The sequence below is a fragment of the Streptosporangium roseum DSM 43021 genome, assembly GCF_000024865.1.
Lineage (GTDB): Bacteria > Actinomycetota > Actinomycetes > Streptosporangiales > Streptosporangiaceae > Streptosporangium > Streptosporangium roseum.
Genome location: NC_013595.1, coordinates 106,975 through 125,255, shown reverse-complemented (window position 1 = coordinate 125,255; position 18,281 = coordinate 106,975). Strand labels below are relative to the sequence as shown.

Sequence of the window (18,281 nt, the reverse complement as noted above, 5' to 3'; positions counted from 1 at the left end):
GGTCGGAGGAATGACGACCATCATCGCCGAGGAAGTCCTCCTGCTCGCCTACAGCGAGGTGGAGGGCAAACAACTGATCGGCTCATCGGAGCTCGACGCCGCGCTCGGCGGCGCCCTGCTGGCGGAGCTGGCCATCGACGGCCGGATCGACCTGGCCGACAAGAAGGTCACCGTCCTGGATCCCACGCCCCTCGGCGACGAGGAGCTGGACGCGGCGCTGGCCCGGATCGTCGGGGAGCCGAAGGAGCGCAAGCCCGACTGGTGGGTCTACAAGCTCCACTCGGCCAAGCTCCGCAAGCGCCTGCTCTCCCGCCTGGCCGAGCGGGGCGTGCTGAGCGAGGAGCCGCGGAAGATCCTCGGGATCTTCCCCAGCACCCGCTACCCGGAGCGTGACCCCCGTGTCGAGCAGGGCATCCGGGAGAGCGTCCAGAGCGTGCTGTCCGGGGCCGTCCCCGACGAGCGGGCGGCCGTGCTGATCGCCGTCCTGCACGCGGCCAAGATCGACCGCAAGGCGTTCCCCGGCGCGAGCAAGGAGCGCATCAAGGAGATCACCGAGGGCGAGTGGGCAGGCGCGGCCGTCGCCAAGACGATCGCCGCCATCAACTCCGCCGTCATGACCGCGGTGATCGCCGGATCCATCGCCGCGAGCACCGCCGCCACGAGCGGCTGAGACGCCGGGAGCCGGCGCCCCGCCGCCGATACGGCGGGCCCGGCGGGCGTTCCGGCCGGACCGCCGCCCGCCGGGAGACCCACGGAGCCGGCCACGTCCAGTGGTGTGGTGTACGAGTATCCGATGCCGATGCTGGGCCGAGGGTAAGGCCGGGGGCCGGGGTGGCGTCGGGGCCATTCGCCGTCAACCGGCGCGGCTTCGCCGGGCTGGCAGGTCAAAAGCGCAGCGAGGGCAGGCGGAGTGGCCCGGGGACCGGTTCTTTCGTGCGGCGCCGTACCGGGTGGAAGGTCAAAAGCGCAGCGAGAGGTGAGTGGCGTGGCCGGGGGCCGCTCCTTCCGTGTTCCGTGTGGGCCGGTTTCTCGTGGTCTGGGGGCGGTGCTCAGGAGGGGCGTTGGGCGGGTGGGAAGGCCTGGTGAGGGGGGCGGTGGTGGACCGGGCGAGGCAGGGCGGGCGCCGATGAGCCCCGAGAGCAGCAGGGATCAGGAGTTTTCCTTGATCTGTTGGGATTGGGCGTCCATAGCGCCGCCAATCCCAACAGATCAAGGAAAAACCCCGCACCGCCCCCTCCCGCCCGCGCAGCGGGAGCACTCCGTACGGCGCCGCGCGGATGGGCCGGTCCCCGGCCACCCCACTCACCCCTCGCTGCGCTTTTGACCTTCCACCCCCGTACGGCGCCGCATGGATGGGCCGGCCCCCGGCCACTCCATCCACCCCTCGCTGCGCTTTTGACCTTCCACCCCCGTACGGCGCCGCACAGATGGACGCCTCCTGGGCCGGAACGGAGGTGAACGGAAACCGCTACCGCCGCCCGCCACCGGCGGAAGCCGTCCGCCACATCCGTGGACGCAACCCACGGGCCCCCGCGTGCTCCAGCCGTGCCACGACCCGCCGAGACGCCGGTGGAGCGGTGCGGTGCCCCGTCAGCCTTCAGGCCGGGCCGCTACTTGCCGAGAGCGTCCTTGGGGACCGGCCTGTCCTCGGCCAGGGCGTCGAACATGCGCAGGGCCTTGGCCGTGTCCCACTTGACGACCGCCTCCCCGTTGATGGTCGGCAGGGAGCCGACCGGGACGACCGTGGTCACCGGGTTGTCGCCCATGGCGAGGCCGAGGGAGAGCAGGTTGAAGGCGCCGCTCTCCTCCCCGACGGCCACCGAGTCGGTGGCGCTCAGCGCGAGGGGGATGGAGCGGAAGGGGTTGATCAGGACTCCGGGGCTGGCCGCCTTCTTCACCACCGCGGAGAAGAACTGGCGCTGGCGCTGGGTCCGGTCGAAGTCGGGGATGGCGCCGGTGGCGCGGGTGCGGACGTAGCCGAGGGCCGTGCCGCCGTCCATCGTCTGCAGGCCCTTCTTCAGGTCGATGCCCGCCTTGGGGTCCTTGATGGCCTGCTTGACGTTGATCTCGACCCCGCCGATGGCGTCCACGATGCCCACGAAGCCGCCGAAGCCGATCTCCATGTAGTGGTCGATCCGGAGCCCGGTGACCTTCTCCACGGTCTTGGCGAGGAGCTTGGGACCGCCGTCCTGGTAGGCGTAGGCGGCGTTGAGCTTGCCGCTGCCGTGGCCGTCGATCGGCACGTAGGAGTCACGCGGGAGGCTGACCAGGGTCGGGCGGTCGCCGGTGTCGGGGATGTGCAGCAGCATCATCGTGTCGGTCCGGCGGCCGACGGAGCTGCCGGTGGCGAGTTTCCTGCGCTGGGCCTTGGTCAGGCCGGCGCGGCTGTCGGAGCCGACCAGCAGCCAGTTGGTGCCGGGGGTGTCGGCGGGCCGGCCGTCGTAGTCGGTGAGCGCCTCGATCCGGGTCAGCCGCGAATTGATCACGAAGTATCCGCCGACGGCGAGCACCAGCAGCACGACGAGCAGGCCGATGAGGATCCGTGCGATCAGCCTGCCCGGCCGCTTCGGGCGCCAGGTCATGCTCGGCATCCGGGTCCCGCCTTTCCCTCCGGAGGAGCCGCCGGAGGATCCGTCTGGAGATCCGGCGGGAGGAGCGTCCGTACCGGGGAACGGCCTGACCGGGCCGGAGCCCTCCCTGGCCTTGCCGTATACCCGTGAGGTCGCGCGCGGTCGCGTGCCGTCGGTCGGCGCCTCCTCGTCGGGCCCCGCCGGCCGGCCCCGCCCCTGTGCCGGGTAGGCGGGCTGCCCCGCCGCCCGGGGCGGCGCGGGCTGGGGCGATCGCAATGCCCGTGTGCGATCGTCGTCTTCCGGCCAGTCAGCCACGTCGTATCCCCGCCACTTCTTGAACCCTCGATGAGAACGCCATTATCGACGCTACGTCGTGGCTCCGTCGCGCGCCGACGCCTCTTAAAGGTTTCCCTATGTAAATGTACGCAGAAGGGTACTTAGCCACCAACGATGTGATCGTCGGCCGATCTGGAAACATCGACCCCCACATGGATCGTTACGGTAAGGGACGACCCCTACGCGAAAGGATGATCGTGTCCACTCCGGACTCATGGAGTACCTGCCCGTGCGGACGCACGGGAATAGATGACTCGACCGGGAGAGCCGCCCGGTGAACACGGCTCTCGGCCTGCTGGCCGTACTGCTCCTCACTCTTGCCACCGGCTACTTCGTCGCCCAGGAGTTCGCCTTCGTCGCCGCCGACCGCGGCGTGCTGCGCGAACAGGCCGAAGCCGGGGACGCGGCGGCCAAGCGGGCGCTGGAGGTGACGGGCCGCCTGTCGTTCATGCTGTCGGGCGCGCAGCTCGGCATCACCGTGACCGCGCTGCTCGTCGGCTTCATCGCCGAACCCGCCATCGCCACGGTCATCCGTCCGGGGCTGGAGGCCGCGGGCGTGCCGGAGGCGGCGGTCCCGGGCATCGCGGTGGCGCTGGCCATCGCGGTCGCCACCGTCGTCCAGATGGTGCTCGGCGAGCTCGCCCCCAAGAACCTGGGCATCGCCCGTCCCGAGCCGGTGGCCAAATTCCTCTCCGGCTCGACCATCGTCTACCTCAAAATCGCCGGGCCCGTCATCCGGCTGTTCGACTCCGCCGCCACGGGCCTGCTGCGCCGGGTGGGAGTGGAGCCGGTGGAGGAGGTCGAGCACGGCGCCAGCCCCGAGGAGCTGTCGCGGATCATCTCCGAGTCGGCCACGGCCGGCGACCTTCCCCCGCGGCTCTCGGAGCTGCTGGAGCGGGCGCTGGAGTTCGGCGACCGCACCGCCGAGGACGTCATGGTGCCGCGCCCCCGCGTGGTGCTGCTCCGGGCCGAGCGCCCGATCTCCGACCTGCTCGACGCCGTCCGCGAGCACGGCCACTCCCGGTATCCGGTGCTCTGCAAGGACAACGGCGAGGACGTGGTCGGCGTCACCGGCGTACGGGAGCTGCTCAAGTCCGGCCTGACCGACGGGTCGCTGGAGGAGATCACCCGTCCCGCGCTGCTGGTCCCCGACTCGCTGCCGCTCCCGGTCGTGCTGGAGCGCATGCGCGCCGCCGGCGACGACCTGGCCTGCGTCATCGACGAGTACGGCGGGCTCGCCGGTGTGGTCACCGTCGAGGACCTGGCCGAGGAGCTAGTGGGCGAGCTGATCGACGAGAACGACCCCGAGCCCGCCGGCGTCGTCGCCAACGACGACGGCACCTGGGACCTGCCCGGCACGCTCCGGCTCGACGAGGTCGAGCGGGCGACCAAGCTGGAGCTCCCCGAGAGCGACGGCTACGAGACCATCGCCGGCCTGGTGCTCGCCACCCTCGGCCGGATGGCCGAGCCCGGCGACCAGGTCACCGTCACGCTGACCCTTGAGACCGACCTGCTGGAGAACGACAGCGCCGACGAGGCCGACGCGGTGCTCACCGTGCTGTCGGTGCACCGCAGGGTCCCCGAGTGGGTACGGCTGGCACCGGCCGCGGCGGAGGTCCCCGGGAAGGCGGAGGTCCCCGGGAAGAACGGCGAGCACGCGATGGCCGCGCCGCGGATGATCGACCGCGGCGCCGACAGACCCATGATCGAGCGAAGCGTGGTGGACGGACGATGAGCACCACAGGAGCTTTGCTGCTCGGCGTGGCCCTGCTGATCGGCAACGCCTTCTTCGTCGCCGCCGAGTTCGCGGTCATCTCGGCCCGCAGGCATCGCCTGGAGGAGCTCGCGGGCAAGGGCGGCCGGTTGACCCGGGTCTCGGCCCGCGCCGCCGTGCGCGGCGGCAGGGAGCTCTCCCTGATGCTCGCCGGCGCCCAGTTCGGCATCACGCTGTGCTCGCTCGGCCTGGGCATGGTGACCGAGCCGGCCATCGAGCACCTGCTGGAGCCGGTCTTCGCGCTGGTCGGCCTGCCCGAGTCGCTGCAGGTCCCCATCTCGCTGGTGATCGCGCTGGCGCTGGTCACCTTCCTGCACATGGTGATCGGTGAGATGGCCCCCAAGTCGTGGGCGCTGACCCATCCGGAGATCGCCGCGATGAGCCTGGCGCTGCCGTTCCGCGGCTTCACCTGGCTGATCCGGCCGGTGCTGTCCTCCCTCAACGGGCTGACCAACGCGCTGCTGAGGGTGTTCGGCGTGCACGCCAGGGACGAGCTGGCCACCACCAGGACCCCGGTCCAGCTCGCCATGCTGGTCGGCGAGTCCGGCCGGATGGGCCTGCTCGACCGGGACGAGCACGACCTGCTCACCCGGGCCCTGCGGGTCCACCAGCAGCCCGTCGAACGCCTGATGCTGCCCATCGGGGAGGCCACCTGCGTGACCGGGGACGCCACCGAGACCCAGGTGCGCCGCGCGGCCGCCGACAGCGGGCACCTGCGCCTGCTGGTCAACTCCGGCAGGCCGGCCGACGTCCTGGGCGTGCTGCACGTCAGAGACGTCCTGGTCCGGCCCGGCGCGAGCCCCGCGGAGCTCGCCCGGCCGGTGCCCCGGCTGGAGAAGAGCACGACGATCCCCGAGGCGGTCTCCGTCCTCCAGGAGGCCCACGCCCACGTGGGTCTCGTCACAGACGGAGGCGGCGAGGTGGCCGGCATGGTGAGTCTCACCGACCTGCTCGGCGAGCTTCTGGACGTCCGGATCCTCGCCACGCGCTAGCGGAGAGAGCGGACGGGCCGGGGGAGAGACCTCCCCCGGCCCGATTTCTCTGTCAGCGTAATCGAATTCATGATCGCCCGATTTCCTGCAAGTGCCCGGAAAGCGCCCGGCAAGCGCAGGTGAGTAGAACGTGGATGCATGCCGTACCGGCCCAAAACCCGGAAGTCCCCTACATAGCGGCTGGGACTTCTCTATAAGGGAGCGAACGACTACTTTGATCGATGATCGAACCGAGCGGCACCAGACTCCACGGACGGCCCCGATGAACGCGCGGATCCCCCGGAAAACAAGAAAGCCCCGGTGCGCTGTCCGCGCGGCCGAGGCTCTGTTTGAGTGGGCGAGGAGGGATTTGAACCCTCACGTCCTTTCGGACACACGGACCTGAACCGTGCGCGTCTGCCGTTCCGCCACCCGCCCTTTTGGGTGCGGTGGAAACATTAGCACGGATCAGCCGGTACCCACGAACCCGGATACGATCCTCCTAGACGCGGAGCGGAACGGCTGGGTGCGAGAGAGCGAGGAACAAGCCCCAAGCGGCCGTGACCTAGGTAGACGGAGGAAGGGAGGTACCCGGTGGGAGTCCTTCAGCGCTTCGAGCGGAGGCTCGAAGGCTTGGTTGAGGGAGCCTTTGCGCGGGCGTTCAAATCTGACCTTCAGCCGGTCGAGGTGGCCAGCGCGGTTCAACGCGAGATGGACGAACGTGCGGCGATCGTCGCCCAAGGGCGCACGCTCGTGCCGAACGACTTCGTGGTCGAGCTGTCCACCACGGACAGCGAGCGACTGGAGGTCTACGCGGACAGCATCAGCCTTGAACTGGCCAACCTCGCCAGGGAGTACGCCAAGGAACAGGGCTACTCCTTCGTGGGACCGGTCCGGGTGCGTTTCGAGACGGCCGACGATCTGGCGGTCGGTCTGTTCCGGATCCGCTCCGGCGTGATCCGCGGCGCGACCGTCGAACAGGACGAGATCCGCCAGCCGGTGAGCGACGTGCCGGCGGCCAAGCCGCACGCCTTCGGGGGCCGCCCCCGCCTGCTGGTCTCGACCCAGGACGACCCGCAGGGCCAGCGGTCCTACGACCTGACCACCCCGGTGACCCTGCTCGGCAGGGGCACCGACTGTGATCTACGGCTGGTCGATCCGGGTGTGTCACGGCACCACGCCGAGCTGCGCGTGGAGGGCCCCCAGGTCGTGCTCGTCGACCTCGGCTCCACGAACGGCACCTTCGTCAACGGCCAGCCGGTCCGCCGGGTCGAGCTCCAGAACGGCACTCGCGTGACGCTGGGGCGGACGACTCTGGTTTTCCGGCGCGATTAAAGGTAAACAAACGGTCCATGTCCGAGCTCACGCTGCTGCTGATCCGGCTCGCGTTCCTCGCGTTGCTGTGGTTCTTCGTGATTGCCGCGGTCGGCGTGATCCGGACGGACTTGTTCGGATCACGCACGACCACCGCCGCCCCCGCGCGCAAGGCTCCCAAGCCGGTCAAGCCCGCGGCCAAACCCAAGAAGGGGGAGCCGCGGCAGATGGTCGTCATCGGTGGTCCCCTGCAAGGCACCACCATTACCCTCTCGGAGACGCCAATCACCATCGGCCGGGCGAACGACGCCACTCTGGTAGTCAGCGACGACTACGCTTCCAGTCGGCATGCCCGGCTCTTCCCCCAGGACGGTCAGTGGATCGTGGAAGATCTCGGTTCGACCAACGGCACATACCTCGACCGCTCCAAAGTCACCCGTCCGACCCCGGTGCCGCTCGGTGTTCCGATCCGCATCGGCAAGACCGTCATCGAATTGCGCAAATGACCATCGCACTCCGTTACGCCGCCCGCTCTGACGTCGGCCTCCTCCGCGAAGGTAACGAGGACTCGGCGTACGCCAGCGGTCGTCTGCTCGCCGTCGCCGACGGTATGGGCGGCCACGCACACGGTGAGGTGGCCAGCTCGGTCGCCATCGCCGCGATGTCCTCCCTCGACGAGGACCCGCAGGGGGGTGACCTGCTCAGCGCCGTCGAGGCGGCGGTCAGAGACGCCAACCGCAGGCTCCACGAGATGGTGGGACGGGACCCGAGCCTCAAGGGCATGGGCACCACCCTGACCGCCATGCTGTGGTCGGGCACGAGGGTCGCGCTGGTCCACGTCGGCGACTCCCGCGCCTATCTGCTGCGCGCCGGGGAGCTCTACCAGATCACGCACGACCACACCCTGGTGCAGTCCCTGGTGGACGACGGCCGGATCACCCTGGAGGAGGCCGCCACCCACCCGCAGCGGTCGATCCTGCTGCGCGCCCTCGACGGCAGCGGCGAGGTCGACCCCGACCTGTCGCTGCGCGAGGCCCAGGTCGGCGACCGCTACCTGCTCTGCTCCGACGGGCTGTCCGGCGTGGTGAGCGCGGAGACGATGCACCACACGCTCTCCACGATCGAGGACCCCGAGACGGTGGTCCGCACGCTCATCGACCTGGCCAACCGCGGCGGCGGCCCCGACAACATCACCTGCGTGCTCGCCGACGTCCTGGAGGTGGACGAGGGTCTCGCCCTCCCCGTCGAGGCCGCCGTGGTGGGCGCCGCCGGGTCCACCCGGCCGCGGACCCAGCTCCCGGACACCCCGGCGGGCCACGCCGCGGGGATCACCATGCCCCAGCCCGTCATCACGGACGACGATCTCGAGGAGCCGGTCGCCAGGGCCACGGGGCGGCCGGCCAGGCGCCGTCGACTGTGGCCGCTCATGGCCTCGGTGGGAGGCGTCGTCCTGGTCGGCGGCGGCCTAGGGTGGTACTTCGGGAGCCAGTGGCTCGACGACCAGTACTTCGTAGGGGTGAAAGGGGATGAGATCGTGGTTTTCCAGGGCGTGAAGACCAACCTCGGCCCCATCGAGCTCTTCGACGTCGCCCGGAGCACCACCGAGTCGGTCACGGCCCTTGGCGCGTTCCAGCAGGGCCAGGTCCGCGACGGCATCCCCGTCGCCAGCGTCGACGAGGGCCTGAAGAAGATCGAGGAGCTCAAGACGTCCGCGGCGAAGCCCGCGACGAAACCGACGGCGAAGCCCGAGTCCAAGCCTGACGGGAAGGGCAAGCAGACCTCCCAGCCGAGCGGCACCGCATCCCCGGAACCCACAAGGTCGCAGTAGACACATGAGCACCCCAAGCGTCGAGCCCGTCCCCCTGCCCGCCAAACGGCGGCTGGCCCAGTTGGCGATGCTCGCCTTCGCGGTCGTGATCGTGATGTTCGCGTACGCCAACGTGGGGCTGGCGATCGACAAGCAGATCCCCTCGGGCATGCTCACCTACGGCCTCAGCCTGGGCGGGTTCATGCTGGCCGCCTACCTCGTGCTCGCCAGGTTCGCCCCCTGGGCCGACCCGCTGATCCTGCCCCTGGTGACGCTGGTCAACGGCCTCGGCCTGGTGATGATCTACCGCCTCGAACAGTCCAAGGCGTTCGGCGCCTCGGCCAACACCCAGCTGCTGTGGACGGCCGTCGGGGTCGTCCTGTTCAGCGTGACGCTGATCGTGCTGCGCGACCACCGCGCGCTGCAGCGGCTCACCTACACCGCCGGAGCCGTCGGACTCCTCCTGCTGATCTCGCCGCTGCTGCCGTTCATCGGCAAGAACATCAACGGCGCCCGGATCTGGATCGAGATCCCCGGGGTGGGCCAGCTCCAGCCCGCCGAGTTCGCCAAGCTCGCCCTGATCGTCTTCTTCGCCGGCTACCTGGTCGCCAAGCGCGACGTGCTGGCACTGGCCGGCCGGCGGCTGCTCTTCATCGACCTGCCCCGCGCCCGCGACCTCGGCCCGATCCTCATCGTCTGGGGCTTCAGCCTGGGCGTGCTGATCCTGCAGAAGGACCTCGGCTCCTCTCTGCTGATCTTCGGCACGTTCATCGCGATGCTCTACATCGCCACCCAGCGCACCTCCTGGGTCCTGATCGGCATCCTGCTCTTCGTCGGCGGCGCGATCCTCGCCGGGATGGTCTTCGACCACGTGCACGCCCGCTTCGAGGTCTACCTCAACCCGGAGGACCCGGAGCTCTTCCAGAAGGTCGGCGGCAGCGAGCAGCTCATGCAGGGCCTGTTCGCCATGGCCGCCGGCGGGATCCTCGGCACCGGGCTCGGCCAGGGCCATCCCGACAAGATCCCGCTGGCCATCTCCGACTTCATCTTCCCCGCCACCGGCGAGGAGCTGGGCCTGACCGGGCTGATGGCCCTGCTGATGGTCTACGCGCTGCTGGTGCAGCGCGGCCTGCGCACCTCCATCGCGGCCCGCGACCCGTTCTCCAAGCTGCTGGCCGGCGGTCTGTCGTTCATCCTGGCCTGGCAGGTCTTCATCATCGTCGGCGGCGTCACCAACCTGATCCCGCTGACCGGCCTGGTCACCCCGTTCATGTCACAGGGCGGCTCGGCACTGCTGGCTAACTGGATCCTTATCGCCTTGTTGGTACGCATGTCGGATGCGGCGAGGAAGCCGCCGCCCCAGGCCATCCAGGACGAAGGAATGACGCAGGTGTTCCAGCGATGAACAGTACTCTCAAGCGCGTCGCCCTGGCCTGTCTGCTCATGTTCGGCCTGCTCATGCTCAACGTGAACTACCTGCAGGGCGTACGGGCGGACGACCTGCGCGCGGACTCGCGCAACGTCCGCAACTTCTACGACCGCTACGAGGTCGAGCGGGGCCGGATCACCGCGGGCGACAAGGTGCTCGCCGAGTCCGTCGACACCGGCAGCAACACCTTCCGCTTCGAGCGGCGCTATCCCGAGGGCAAGGTCTACGCGCCCATCACCGGGTTCTTCGCCCCGGAGAGCGAGCGCGACATGGAGCTGGCCAAGAACAGCCTGCTCAACGGCACCAGCGCCGACCTGCTGATCCGGCGCAGCATCGACCTGTTCACCGCCAAGAAGACCAAGGGCGCCAACGTCGACCTGACGATCAACCCCAAGGCGCAGGAGGCGGCCTACAAGGCGCTCGGCGCCAGCGGCAAGAAGGGCGCGCTGGTCGCGATCGAGCCGAAGACCGGAGCGATCCTCGCCATGGTCTCGATCCCCAGCTACGACCCCAACCCGCTGTCCAGGGCGAACAAGGCCGAGGTCAACAAGGCCTACAACAAGCTGGCGGACGACAAGGACCAGCCGCTGCTGAACCGGGCGATCGAGCGCACCTACCCGCCGGGCTCGACCTTCAAGGTGGTCACCATGGCGGCCTACCTGGAGAGCGACGACACCCTCGGGCCGCAGAGCCAGGTGGACGCCCCGCAGCGGCTCGACCTGCCCAACACCACCGCCGACCTGCCCAACTACGGCGGCGCGGCGTGCGGCTCCGGACGCGTGACGCTGTCGTTCGCGCTGGAGCGCTCGTGCAACACGCCGTTCGGCAAGATCGCGATCGACCTGGGCTACGACGCCGTCAACGACCAGGCCCGCAAGTTCGGCATCGGCGGTGACGCGCTGACCATCCCGATGCCGGTCGCGGCCAGCGACTTCGGTCCCGAGGAGGACAAGGCCGCGCTCGCCCAGGCCTCGATCGGCCAGCGCAGCAACCAGATGACCCCGCTGCAGATGGCCATGATCGCCGCGGGCATCGCCAACAACGGCGTGGTCATGAAGCCGTACCTGGTGAACAAGATCGCGGACGCGGAGGGCGGCGAGATCGAGGGCGCCGACCCCGAGGAGTTCACCACCGCGATCAGCGAGGACACCGCGCGCAAGCTCCAGGAGATGATGGTCAACGTCGTCAACAACGGCACCGCCGGCGCCGCGAAGATTCCCGGGGTGACCGTCGCCGGCAAGACCGGCACCGCCGAGACCGCCGAGGGCCGGGACCCGCACGCGTGGTTCATCTCCTTCGCCCCCGCCGAGGACCCCAAGGTCGCCCTCGCGCTCATGGTCGAGTCCGGCAGCGCCGGGGACGATGCCTCCGGAGGACACACCGCCGCTCCCATCGCCAAGAGCGTGATGGAAGCGGTGCTGGGTAGATGACCGCGTTGCTCGGGGGCCGATACCGTCCGCTGGGGCGGATCGCGACGGGCGGCATGGGCGAGGTCTGGCGGGCCAAGGACGAGCTGCTCGGCCGCGAGGTGGCGGTGAAGCTGCTGCGCCGGCACGTGGCGGCCGATCCGGCCTTCCGCGAGCGGTTCCGCAGGGAGGCGCGGATCGCGGCGAAGCTGGCCGACCCCGGCATCGCCCAGGTCTTCGACTACGGCGAGGCCGACGGCGTCGCCTACCTGGTGATGGAGCTCGTCCCCGGCGAGTCCCTGGCCGGCATCCTGGCGCGAGACGGCGCTCTGAGCGTCGAGATCACCCTCGACGTGGTTTACCAGACCGCCAAGGCCCTGCGGGCGGCGCACGGCGCCGGGATCATCCACCGGGACATCAAGCCGGGCAATCTCCTGGTCACCGGGGCCGGCGTGATCAAGATCACAGACTTCGGCATCGCCAGGGCACTGGAGGCCTCGTCGATGACCCAGACGGGCACCGTGCTCGGCACCGCGCAGTACGTCAGCCCCGAGCAGGCCTCGGGAGACCCGCTGACCTTCGCCACCGACGTCTACTCCCTGGGCGTGGTCGCCTACGAGTGCCTGGCGGGGCGCCCGCCGTTCGTCGCCGAGACGCAGGTGGCGATCGCGCTCATGCATCTCGGCGAGACGCCGCCGCCGCTGCCCGGGAGCGTGCCCGCGGCGGTGCGCGAGCTGGTCATGGCCTGCCTGTCGAAGGACCCCGAGCGGCGGCCCGCCGGAGCCGGGGAGCTGGCCGGCCGGGCGTACGCGCTGCGCGAGTCGCTCGCCACCGCGGGCGCCGCCGACCTGGCCATGCTCACCGACCCGGCGGGGTGGCGGGTGGAGCCCGCGGGCGAATGGCCGCGGGAGGTCGCCCCCGCCCTGGCGTCGGCTCCGGGCCCGGGTTCCGGCCCGGCCACGGGCTCCGGTCCCGCTCCGGTGCGGACGGCGCGGATCGCCCCGAGGCGCCGCGGCCTGGGCCGGAAGACGGTGATCGTCGCGGTCGCCGCGGGGTGCGCCGCGGCCGTCGGACTGGGCACGCTGGTGGTCCACGACCTGACGGAGCGGAACGGCGAGAGCAAGTCGGAGGAGCCGGTCGTGCCGCTGAGCCCGGTCACCAAGACCCCCACGGTCCGGCCGAGCAGAACCAAGCCGGTGACGACCAGACCGCCTGTCTCGCCGACGAAGCCGCTCCGCCCTTCCCCCACGCCGTCGGCTACGGTAAGCACATCGGTCAAACCCAGCCCCCGGCCGACCACGTCGCCATCGCCCAGCCCCAGCCCGACTACTTCGACCCCGACGCCCACCACCCCGACGGCGACACCGAGCCTCACACCGAGCACCACTCCCGGCCCCGGCGACACAGAGCCTCCGAACGGGGAGACGTGATGCGGCAACGGGTCGATGATGGACACCGGTGGCTCAAGAGCTCACCGGCACCCAAGATGAACGGTAAGGGACAGTGCAGGAAATGACTCAGCCCCGACGCCTCGGCGATCGCTACGAGCTTGACGGCGTCGTCGGGCGTGGCGGCATGGCCGAGGTATATCGCGCCCGAGACATCCGGCTGGATCGGATCGTCGCCATCAAGACCCTCCGCGCGGACCTGGCGAGAGACCACATCTTCCAGGCCCGTTTCCGTCGTGAGGCGCAGTCCGCCGCGTCGCTGAACCACCCGTCCATCGTCGCGGTCTACGACACCGGCGAGGACGTGGCGGGCAGCGCGCCGGTGCCGTACATCGTGATGGAGTACGTCGACGGCCGCACGCTGCGCGACCTGCTCCGGGCCGACCGGCGGCTGCTGCCCGAGCGGGCGGCCGAGCTGGTCGACGGGATCCTGCGGGCGCTGGACTACAGCCACCGCGGCGGCATCGTCCACCGGGACATCAAACCGGCGAACATCATGATCACCAACAACGGTGACGTGAAGGTCATGGACTTCGGCATCGCCCGCGCGATGGCCGACTCGGCCGCGACCATGACGCAGACCGCCCAGGTCATCGGCACCGCGCAGTATCTGTCGCCGGAGCAGGCCAGGGGCGAGCGGGTGGACGCCCGCAGCGACATCTACTCCACCGGCTGCGTGCTGTACGAGCTGCTGACCGGGCAGCCGCCGTTCACCGGCGACTCCCCCGTCGCGATCGCCTACCAGCACGTGCGCGAGGACCCGATCCCGCCGTCGCAGATCGACCCGGAGATCCCCAAGTGGGCCGACGCCATCGTGCTCAAGGCGATGGCCAAGGACCCCGCGCACCGCTACCAGAGCGCCGGGGAGATGCGGGCCGACATCCAGCGGGCGATGTCCGGCATCCCGATGGACGCCCAGACGATGGCGCTGGCCAACAACTACGGCTCGGCCACCCGGACCATGCAGACCCCCGGTCCCGGCGGGCCGGCCACCCAGCGCACCACCTCCGTCCCGGCGTACGAGTACGGCACGGAGGAGGGCGGGCGTGGCGAGCGGGGCCGTCGCCGGCAGCAGAGCAGCGGCAACACCGCGGTCAAGACCGCCGCGTGGATCCTGGTCCCGCTGCTGGTCATCGGTGCCTTCATCGGCGTGGGATACATGTTCCTGAGCTCGCCGGGCGACTCCAGCGCGGCGAACAAGATCAAGGTTCCGGCGCTGACCTCACGGACCGAGGCTGCGGCGACCAAGGCGCTGACGGATCTCGGCCTGACCGTCAAAACGGTCGAGAAGTTCGACGAGGAGTCGGAGAAGGGCACGGTCATCGAGACCAGCCCGGCGGCCGGCACCGCGGTCGACAAGGGCGCCGAGGTCACGCTCACGATCTCCAAGGGTGTGGAGAAGGCCGAGGTGCCCAACGTGGTCAACATGACCACCGACGAGGCCAAGGCCGCCCTTGAGGAGGCGGGCTTCGTGCCGAGCGTGCGGACCAAGGCCTCCAGCGGCCCGCAGGACAAGGTGCTGGAGACCAACCCCCCGGCGGGCAAGAAGGCCCCGAAGGGCAGCACCGTCCAGATCTACGTCCCCAAGGAGGCCGTGGAGGTCCCGGGCGTGGTCAACCTCACGGTGGGCGACGCCAAGAGGATGCTCAAGGAGGCGGGCTTCAAGTACAAGGTCGTCGAGCAGGAGAGCGACCTGCCGGAGGGCACCGTGCTCAGCCAGGCCCCTGAGGCCGGCGCCAAGCTCCAGCAGGGCACCACGATCACGCTGGTCGTCTCCAGCGGGCAGGCGCCGCAGCCGACTGAGCCGCCGACGACGGACCCGACCCAGGAACCGCCGATCACCGAGGAACCGGAGCCCGATCCGACGGAGACCGAGGACCCGATCTTCAACGAGGCACCCAGCGACGACCTGGGCGGCTGATCCCCGGCTCTGAGAGGACGACCCCCGCCGACCGGCGGGGGTCGTCCTGTCTCCGGAGGTCTTCTCTCCAGGGGTCTTCGAGGGCGCAGGGGCTTCTGAGGGCTCCGGGCCTTTTCGAGTGCTCGCCGGAGGCAGGTTCGAGGGCTCTCCGGGATCCGAGGTTCTCCAGGGCTCTCAGGGCTCTCCGGGATCCGAGGTTCTCCGGGGCTCTCAGGGCTCTCCGGGGTCCGAGGTTCTCCGGGGCTCTCGGGGCTCTCGGGGCTATCCGGGATCCGGCGCTCTCAGGGCTCTGGGGGGGGCTCTCAGGGCGCTGAAAGCCGGCGGGCCCGGTAGCCGATCCGCCCGAGAACGGATAAGAGCCCTTCCGCCACTCGGGGGCGATGGCGGAAGGGCTCACTGGTTAGTCGTTCAAGAGGGTTCCGGTGTTACACGATTCCCGCGAGCCAATTTCCGAGCAGCCGGTGGCCGTGTTCGGAGATCACCGATTCGGGGTGGAACTGCACTCCCTCGATGGGGGCGGTGCGGTGGCGCAGGCCCATGACCAGGCCGTCGCCGGTGGTCGCGCTGACTTCGAGGATCTCCGGGACCGTCTCCGGCACGACCGCCAGCGAGTGGTAGCGCGTCATGGTCACCGGGGACGGCAGCCCGGCGAAGACGCCGCGGCCGTCGTGCGTGATCGCGCTGGTACGGCCGTGCATCAGCTCCGGAGCCCGTGCCACGGTGGCGCCGTGGGCGATCGCGATGGCCTGGTGGCCGAGGCAGACGCCGAGCAGCGGAAGGCCGCGGGCCTCGCAGTAACCGACGAGCGGGACGCTCACCCCGGCGTCCTCCGGGGCGCCGGGACCCGGGCTGACCAGGACCCCGTCGAAGCCGGCGGCGTCCTCGGCCACGACGTGGTCACGTGGGCGCACGTCGCAGGTGGCGCCGAGCTCGCGGAGATACTGGACGATCGTGTGGACGAAGCTGTCGTGGTTGTCCACGACGAGAATGCGGGTCATCAGCCCACCGTGGTGTGGTCGAGGGGGACGCGGGGTTCGAGCCAAGGGAACACGACGTACCAGAGTACGGCCGCCGCCAGCCCTGCCAGCACCACCGCGATGAACACCTTGGTCGCGAGGCCGCCGGGGAGCAGCCGCCAGATCCAGCCGTACACGGGACTCTCCTCATCTGCGACGGTCCTCACTCCTGTCCAGCTCTCCGAAGACGATGAGCCGCTGGGCGGCGGAGTACTCCGGATGGCAGGTCGACAGGGTGATGAGGGCATCGGTGGGCTTGCTGCCGGGCTTGCCGGGGACCGGGGCGATCACTCCGACCTCGGTGGGCTCGACGACGCGCTTGCCGGTGACCCGGTAGGTGTAGCGGGCCTCGCGGGCGTCGACCACGATGTCGTCGCCCCGGCGGAGCTCGTCGAGCCTGCTGAAGGGCGCGGCGTAGGTGGTCCGGTGACCCGAAAGAACGAAATTTCCTACTTTTCCGGGCATGGCTGAGCCCGGATAGTGGCCGGGCCCCATCCGCAGCTCCTCCGAACCGACGCCCTCCACCACGGCGTACCGGTAGTCGCGCCCGAACCGGGGGATCCTCAGCAGCGCCATCGCCCCGCCCAGCCGGATACGTGTGAGCTTCGCGGGCTCCTTGGCGGCGAACTCCTTGAGGAGCTGCTCGCGCAGCGTGGTCTGCTGCCGGTCGGTGTAGGCACCGGTCCCCCAGAGGAGGTATGCGCAGAAGAGCAGAATGATCACCCCGGCGGTGATGCTCAGCTCCCCGAAGGCTCTCAGCGCGGCTCTCATGGGCTCAGGCTAATGACGGCGGATCATCCCGGCCTGGCGCGGATCACGCGGTTGATTCAAGGTTTGCGCTGCGATGATCGCTTCTGGGATCGCCATGTCCCGTGTGTGGAGACTATTCTTACTCGGGTCTTCGCCCACCAGCGATTACGCTAGCTGACATAACCTGCGCACGGTCCGGATCGCGCAGGGTCGACGCAGGAGAGACCCCAGTGCCCAAGCCCAAGACTCGCAAGAAGGCGGTCTACACGCCGCCGCAGACGACCCAGCAGGTCAAGATGAGCCCGCGCTGGCTGGCGCCGGTCATGGTGGCATCCTGGATCATCGGCATCCTGTGGATCGCCATCTACTACGTGGCGCCCACCGCACCCTTCATCGGTGACCTGGCGAACTGGAACCTGCTGATCGGGTTCGTTTTCATCATCTTCGGTGTGGTGTTGTCCACCCGCTGGCGTTAGTTTTTTCCACAGATTTTATCCACACCCTGGGGAAGCATCAGGGTGTGGATCAGCTGATGATGCCGTACTGGAGCTGGAAGGCGTACGGCGGCAGCAGCGCGACCAGCGCGACGAGCACCACGAGCACCGCCACGCAGCCTCCCCACTGGACCGCGTTACGGCTCTTCGGCGGGGCGTAGGCGAGGATCCCGCCGACGATCGCGCCGGTGATCAGGCCGCCGAGGTGTCCCTGCCAGCTGATGCTGGGGACCGTGAAGGTGAGCACCACGTTGATGCCGATCAGCCAGAGCACGCCGCGGGCGTCGTAGCCGAGCTTCTTGGAGACCACGAACAGCGCGCCGAACATGCCGTAGATCGCGCCCGAGGCGCCTACCGCGGCGATGCCGAACAGGTAGATGGCGACGGATCCGCCGAGCGCGGAGAGCAGGTAGAGCACCAGGAAGCGCAGCGAGCCGAGGCGTCGTTCCAGCTCGGGGCCGATGGCGTAGAGCGCCCACATGTTGAACAGGATGTGGGTGAGCGCGAAGCCGCCCGCGCTCAGCGGCATGTGCAGGAAGGCCCCGGTGATCAGACGCCACCACTCGCCACGGAAGGCGACGTGTCCAGAGCTCATCTGGAAGGCGCTCACCACGCTGGGGCTCAGGCTCTCCGCGGCGTAGGCCAGGATGTTGACGATCAGCAGCGCCCAGGTGACCCGGGGCACGGTGACGGCCCGGCCGCCGAAGGTCGACTGCGCCTGCCGTACCGTCTTGTTTCCCTGGGCCACGCACTCGGGGCACTGGAAGCCGACGGAGGCGTCGCGCATGCAGTCGGGGCAGATGGGGCGCTCGCAACGCTGGCAGCGCACGTAGGTCTCACGGCCCGGGTGCCGGTAACACGTGGGAACGGCGGTGGTTTCAGGCTCGCTGGGTGGCTGAGTGGTCATGGCGTGTCGCTGGCCCCTTCGACCGTGCTGTTATCCACAGACTGCCAGCCTATGCATGATCCCGAGCACCTGGACACCTGAAACGGCGGCCTCCGTGCGGAGGCCGCCGTTTCGAGAGCGCTCAGCCCTGCACGCGAT

General features: G+C 69.7%; 16 protein-coding genes and 1 tRNA gene. 11 read left to right on the top strand and 6 right to left on the bottom strand.

What is annotated here, in order from left to right; all coding sequences use genetic code 11:
• The first annotated feature begins 10 nt into the window (after positions 1-10).
• Complete coding sequence (locus tag SROS_RS00600; RefSeq protein WP_012886922.1) at positions 11-670, top strand: GOLPH3/VPS74 family protein; 660 nt, start codon at positions 11-13, stop codon at positions 668-670.
• Between the two features lie 940 nt (positions 671-1,610).
• Here the strand turns inward: SROS_RS00600 and SROS_RS00595 are convergent.
• Complete coding sequence (locus tag SROS_RS00595) at positions 1,611-2,582, bottom strand: LCP family protein (RefSeq protein WP_148268904.1); 972 nt, start codon at positions 2,580-2,582, stop codon at positions 1,611-1,613.
• 598 nt (positions 2,583-3,180) lie between these two features.
• Here SROS_RS00595 and SROS_RS00590 point away from each other — a divergent pair.
• The gene (locus tag SROS_RS00590) at positions 3,181-4,641 is read left to right on the top strand and encodes a hemolysin family protein (protein WP_012886920.1); all 1,461 of its coding nucleotides are present in this window, start codon (positions 3,181-3,183) and stop codon (positions 4,639-4,641) included.
• Positions 4,638-5,672, top strand: coding sequence for a hemolysin family protein (locus tag SROS_RS00585; RefSeq protein WP_012886919.1), 1,035 nt, complete (start codon positions 4,638-4,640; stop codon positions 5,670-5,672). The genes SROS_RS00590 and SROS_RS00585 overlap by 4 nt, the downstream gene beginning before the upstream one ends.
• A gap of 334 nt (positions 5,673-6,006) precedes the next feature.
• Here the strand turns inward: SROS_RS00585 and SROS_RS00580 are convergent.
• Positions 6,007-6,089: transfer RNA gene (locus SROS_RS00580), tRNA-Leu, on the bottom strand.
• A 156-nt stretch (positions 6,090-6,245) separates the two neighbouring features.
• Here SROS_RS00580 and SROS_RS00575 point away from each other — a divergent pair.
• The 7 genes from SROS_RS00575 to pknB all read left to right on the top strand — a co-directional run bounded on the left by SROS_RS00575 (position 6,246) and on the right by pknB (position 14,976).
• The gene (locus SROS_RS00575; RefSeq protein ID WP_012886918.1) at positions 6,246-6,986 is read left to right on the top strand and encodes an FHA domain-containing protein; all 741 of its coding nucleotides are present in this window, start codon (positions 6,246-6,248) and stop codon (positions 6,984-6,986) included.
• A 17-nt stretch (positions 6,987-7,003) separates the two neighbouring features.
• A complete protein-coding gene (locus SROS_RS00570; protein ID WP_012886917.1) occupies positions 7,004-7,471 on the top strand; it encodes an FHA domain-containing protein FhaB/FipA in 468 nt (155 codons plus the stop codon).
• Positions 7,468-8,793, top strand: coding sequence for a PP2C family protein-serine/threonine phosphatase (locus SROS_RS00565; RefSeq protein ID WP_012886916.1), 1,326 nt, complete (start codon positions 7,468-7,470; stop codon positions 8,791-8,793). Before SROS_RS00570 ends, SROS_RS00565 begins: the two co-directional genes overlap by 4 nt.
• 4 nt (positions 8,794-8,797) lie before the next feature.
• The gene (locus SROS_RS00560) at positions 8,798-10,177 is read left to right on the top strand and encodes an FtsW/RodA/SpoVE family cell cycle protein (RefSeq protein WP_012886915.1); all 1,380 of its coding nucleotides are present in this window, start codon (positions 8,798-8,800) and stop codon (positions 10,175-10,177) included.
• Positions 10,174-11,631 carry a peptidoglycan D,D-transpeptidase FtsI family protein gene (locus SROS_RS00555; RefSeq protein ID WP_012886914.1) on the top strand — a complete coding sequence of 486 codons (1,458 nt, stop codon included), beginning with the start codon at positions 10,174-10,176 and terminating at the stop codon, positions 11,629-11,631. The genes SROS_RS00560 and SROS_RS00555 overlap by 4 nt, the downstream gene beginning before the upstream one ends.
• The gene (locus SROS_RS00550) at positions 11,628-13,037 is read left to right on the top strand and encodes a serine/threonine-protein kinase (protein WP_012886913.1); all 1,410 of its coding nucleotides are present in this window, start codon (positions 11,628-11,630) and stop codon (positions 13,035-13,037) included. Before SROS_RS00555 ends, SROS_RS00550 begins: the two co-directional genes overlap by 4 nt.
• An 82-nt stretch (positions 13,038-13,119) precedes the next feature.
• The gene (gene pknB, locus SROS_RS00545; RefSeq protein WP_012886912.1) at positions 13,120-14,976 is read left to right on the top strand and encodes a Stk1 family PASTA domain-containing Ser/Thr kinase; all 1,857 of its coding nucleotides are present in this window, start codon (positions 13,120-13,122) and stop codon (positions 14,974-14,976) included.
• 425 nt (positions 14,977-15,401) lie between these two features.
• Here the strand turns inward: pknB and SROS_RS00540 are convergent, their stop codons facing one another.
• Genes SROS_RS00540 through SROS_RS00535 form a run of 3 tightly spaced genes read right to left on the bottom strand, consistent with a single transcriptional unit; the run spans position 15,402 to position 16,763 of the window.
• Positions 15,402-15,974 (bottom strand): anthranilate synthase component II, encoded by a 573-nt coding sequence (locus tag SROS_RS00540; RefSeq protein ID WP_012886911.1) that lies wholly within the window; start codon positions 15,972-15,974, stop codon positions 15,402-15,404.
• On the bottom strand, positions 15,974-16,129 hold the full coding sequence (locus tag SROS_RS50625; protein ID WP_012886910.1) for a hypothetical protein: 156 nt from the start codon (positions 16,127-16,129) through the stop codon (positions 15,974-15,976). The genes SROS_RS00540 and SROS_RS50625 overlap by 1 nt, the downstream gene beginning before the upstream one ends.
• A gap of 10 nt (positions 16,130-16,139) precedes the next feature.
• Positions 16,140-16,763 (bottom strand): class E sortase, encoded by a 624-nt coding sequence (locus SROS_RS00535; protein ID WP_043651032.1) that lies wholly within the window; start codon positions 16,761-16,763, stop codon positions 16,140-16,142.
• Positions 16,764-16,972: 209 nt separating this feature from the next.
• On the opposite strand from SROS_RS00535, the gene SROS_RS00530 reads away from it, so the two are divergent.
• Positions 16,973-17,218, top strand: a complete 246-nt coding sequence (locus SROS_RS00530; RefSeq protein ID WP_012886909.1) for a cell division protein CrgA — start codon at positions 16,973-16,975, stop codon at positions 17,216-17,218.
• Between the two features lie 49 nt (positions 17,219-17,267).
• Here SROS_RS00530 and SROS_RS00525 read toward each other — a convergent pair whose 3' ends face one another.
• Positions 17,268-18,143 (bottom strand): rhomboid family intramembrane serine protease, encoded by an 876-nt coding sequence (locus SROS_RS00525; RefSeq protein ID WP_012886908.1) that lies wholly within the window; start codon positions 18,141-18,143, stop codon positions 17,268-17,270.
• Between the last annotated feature and the right edge of the window lie 138 nt (positions 18,144-18,281).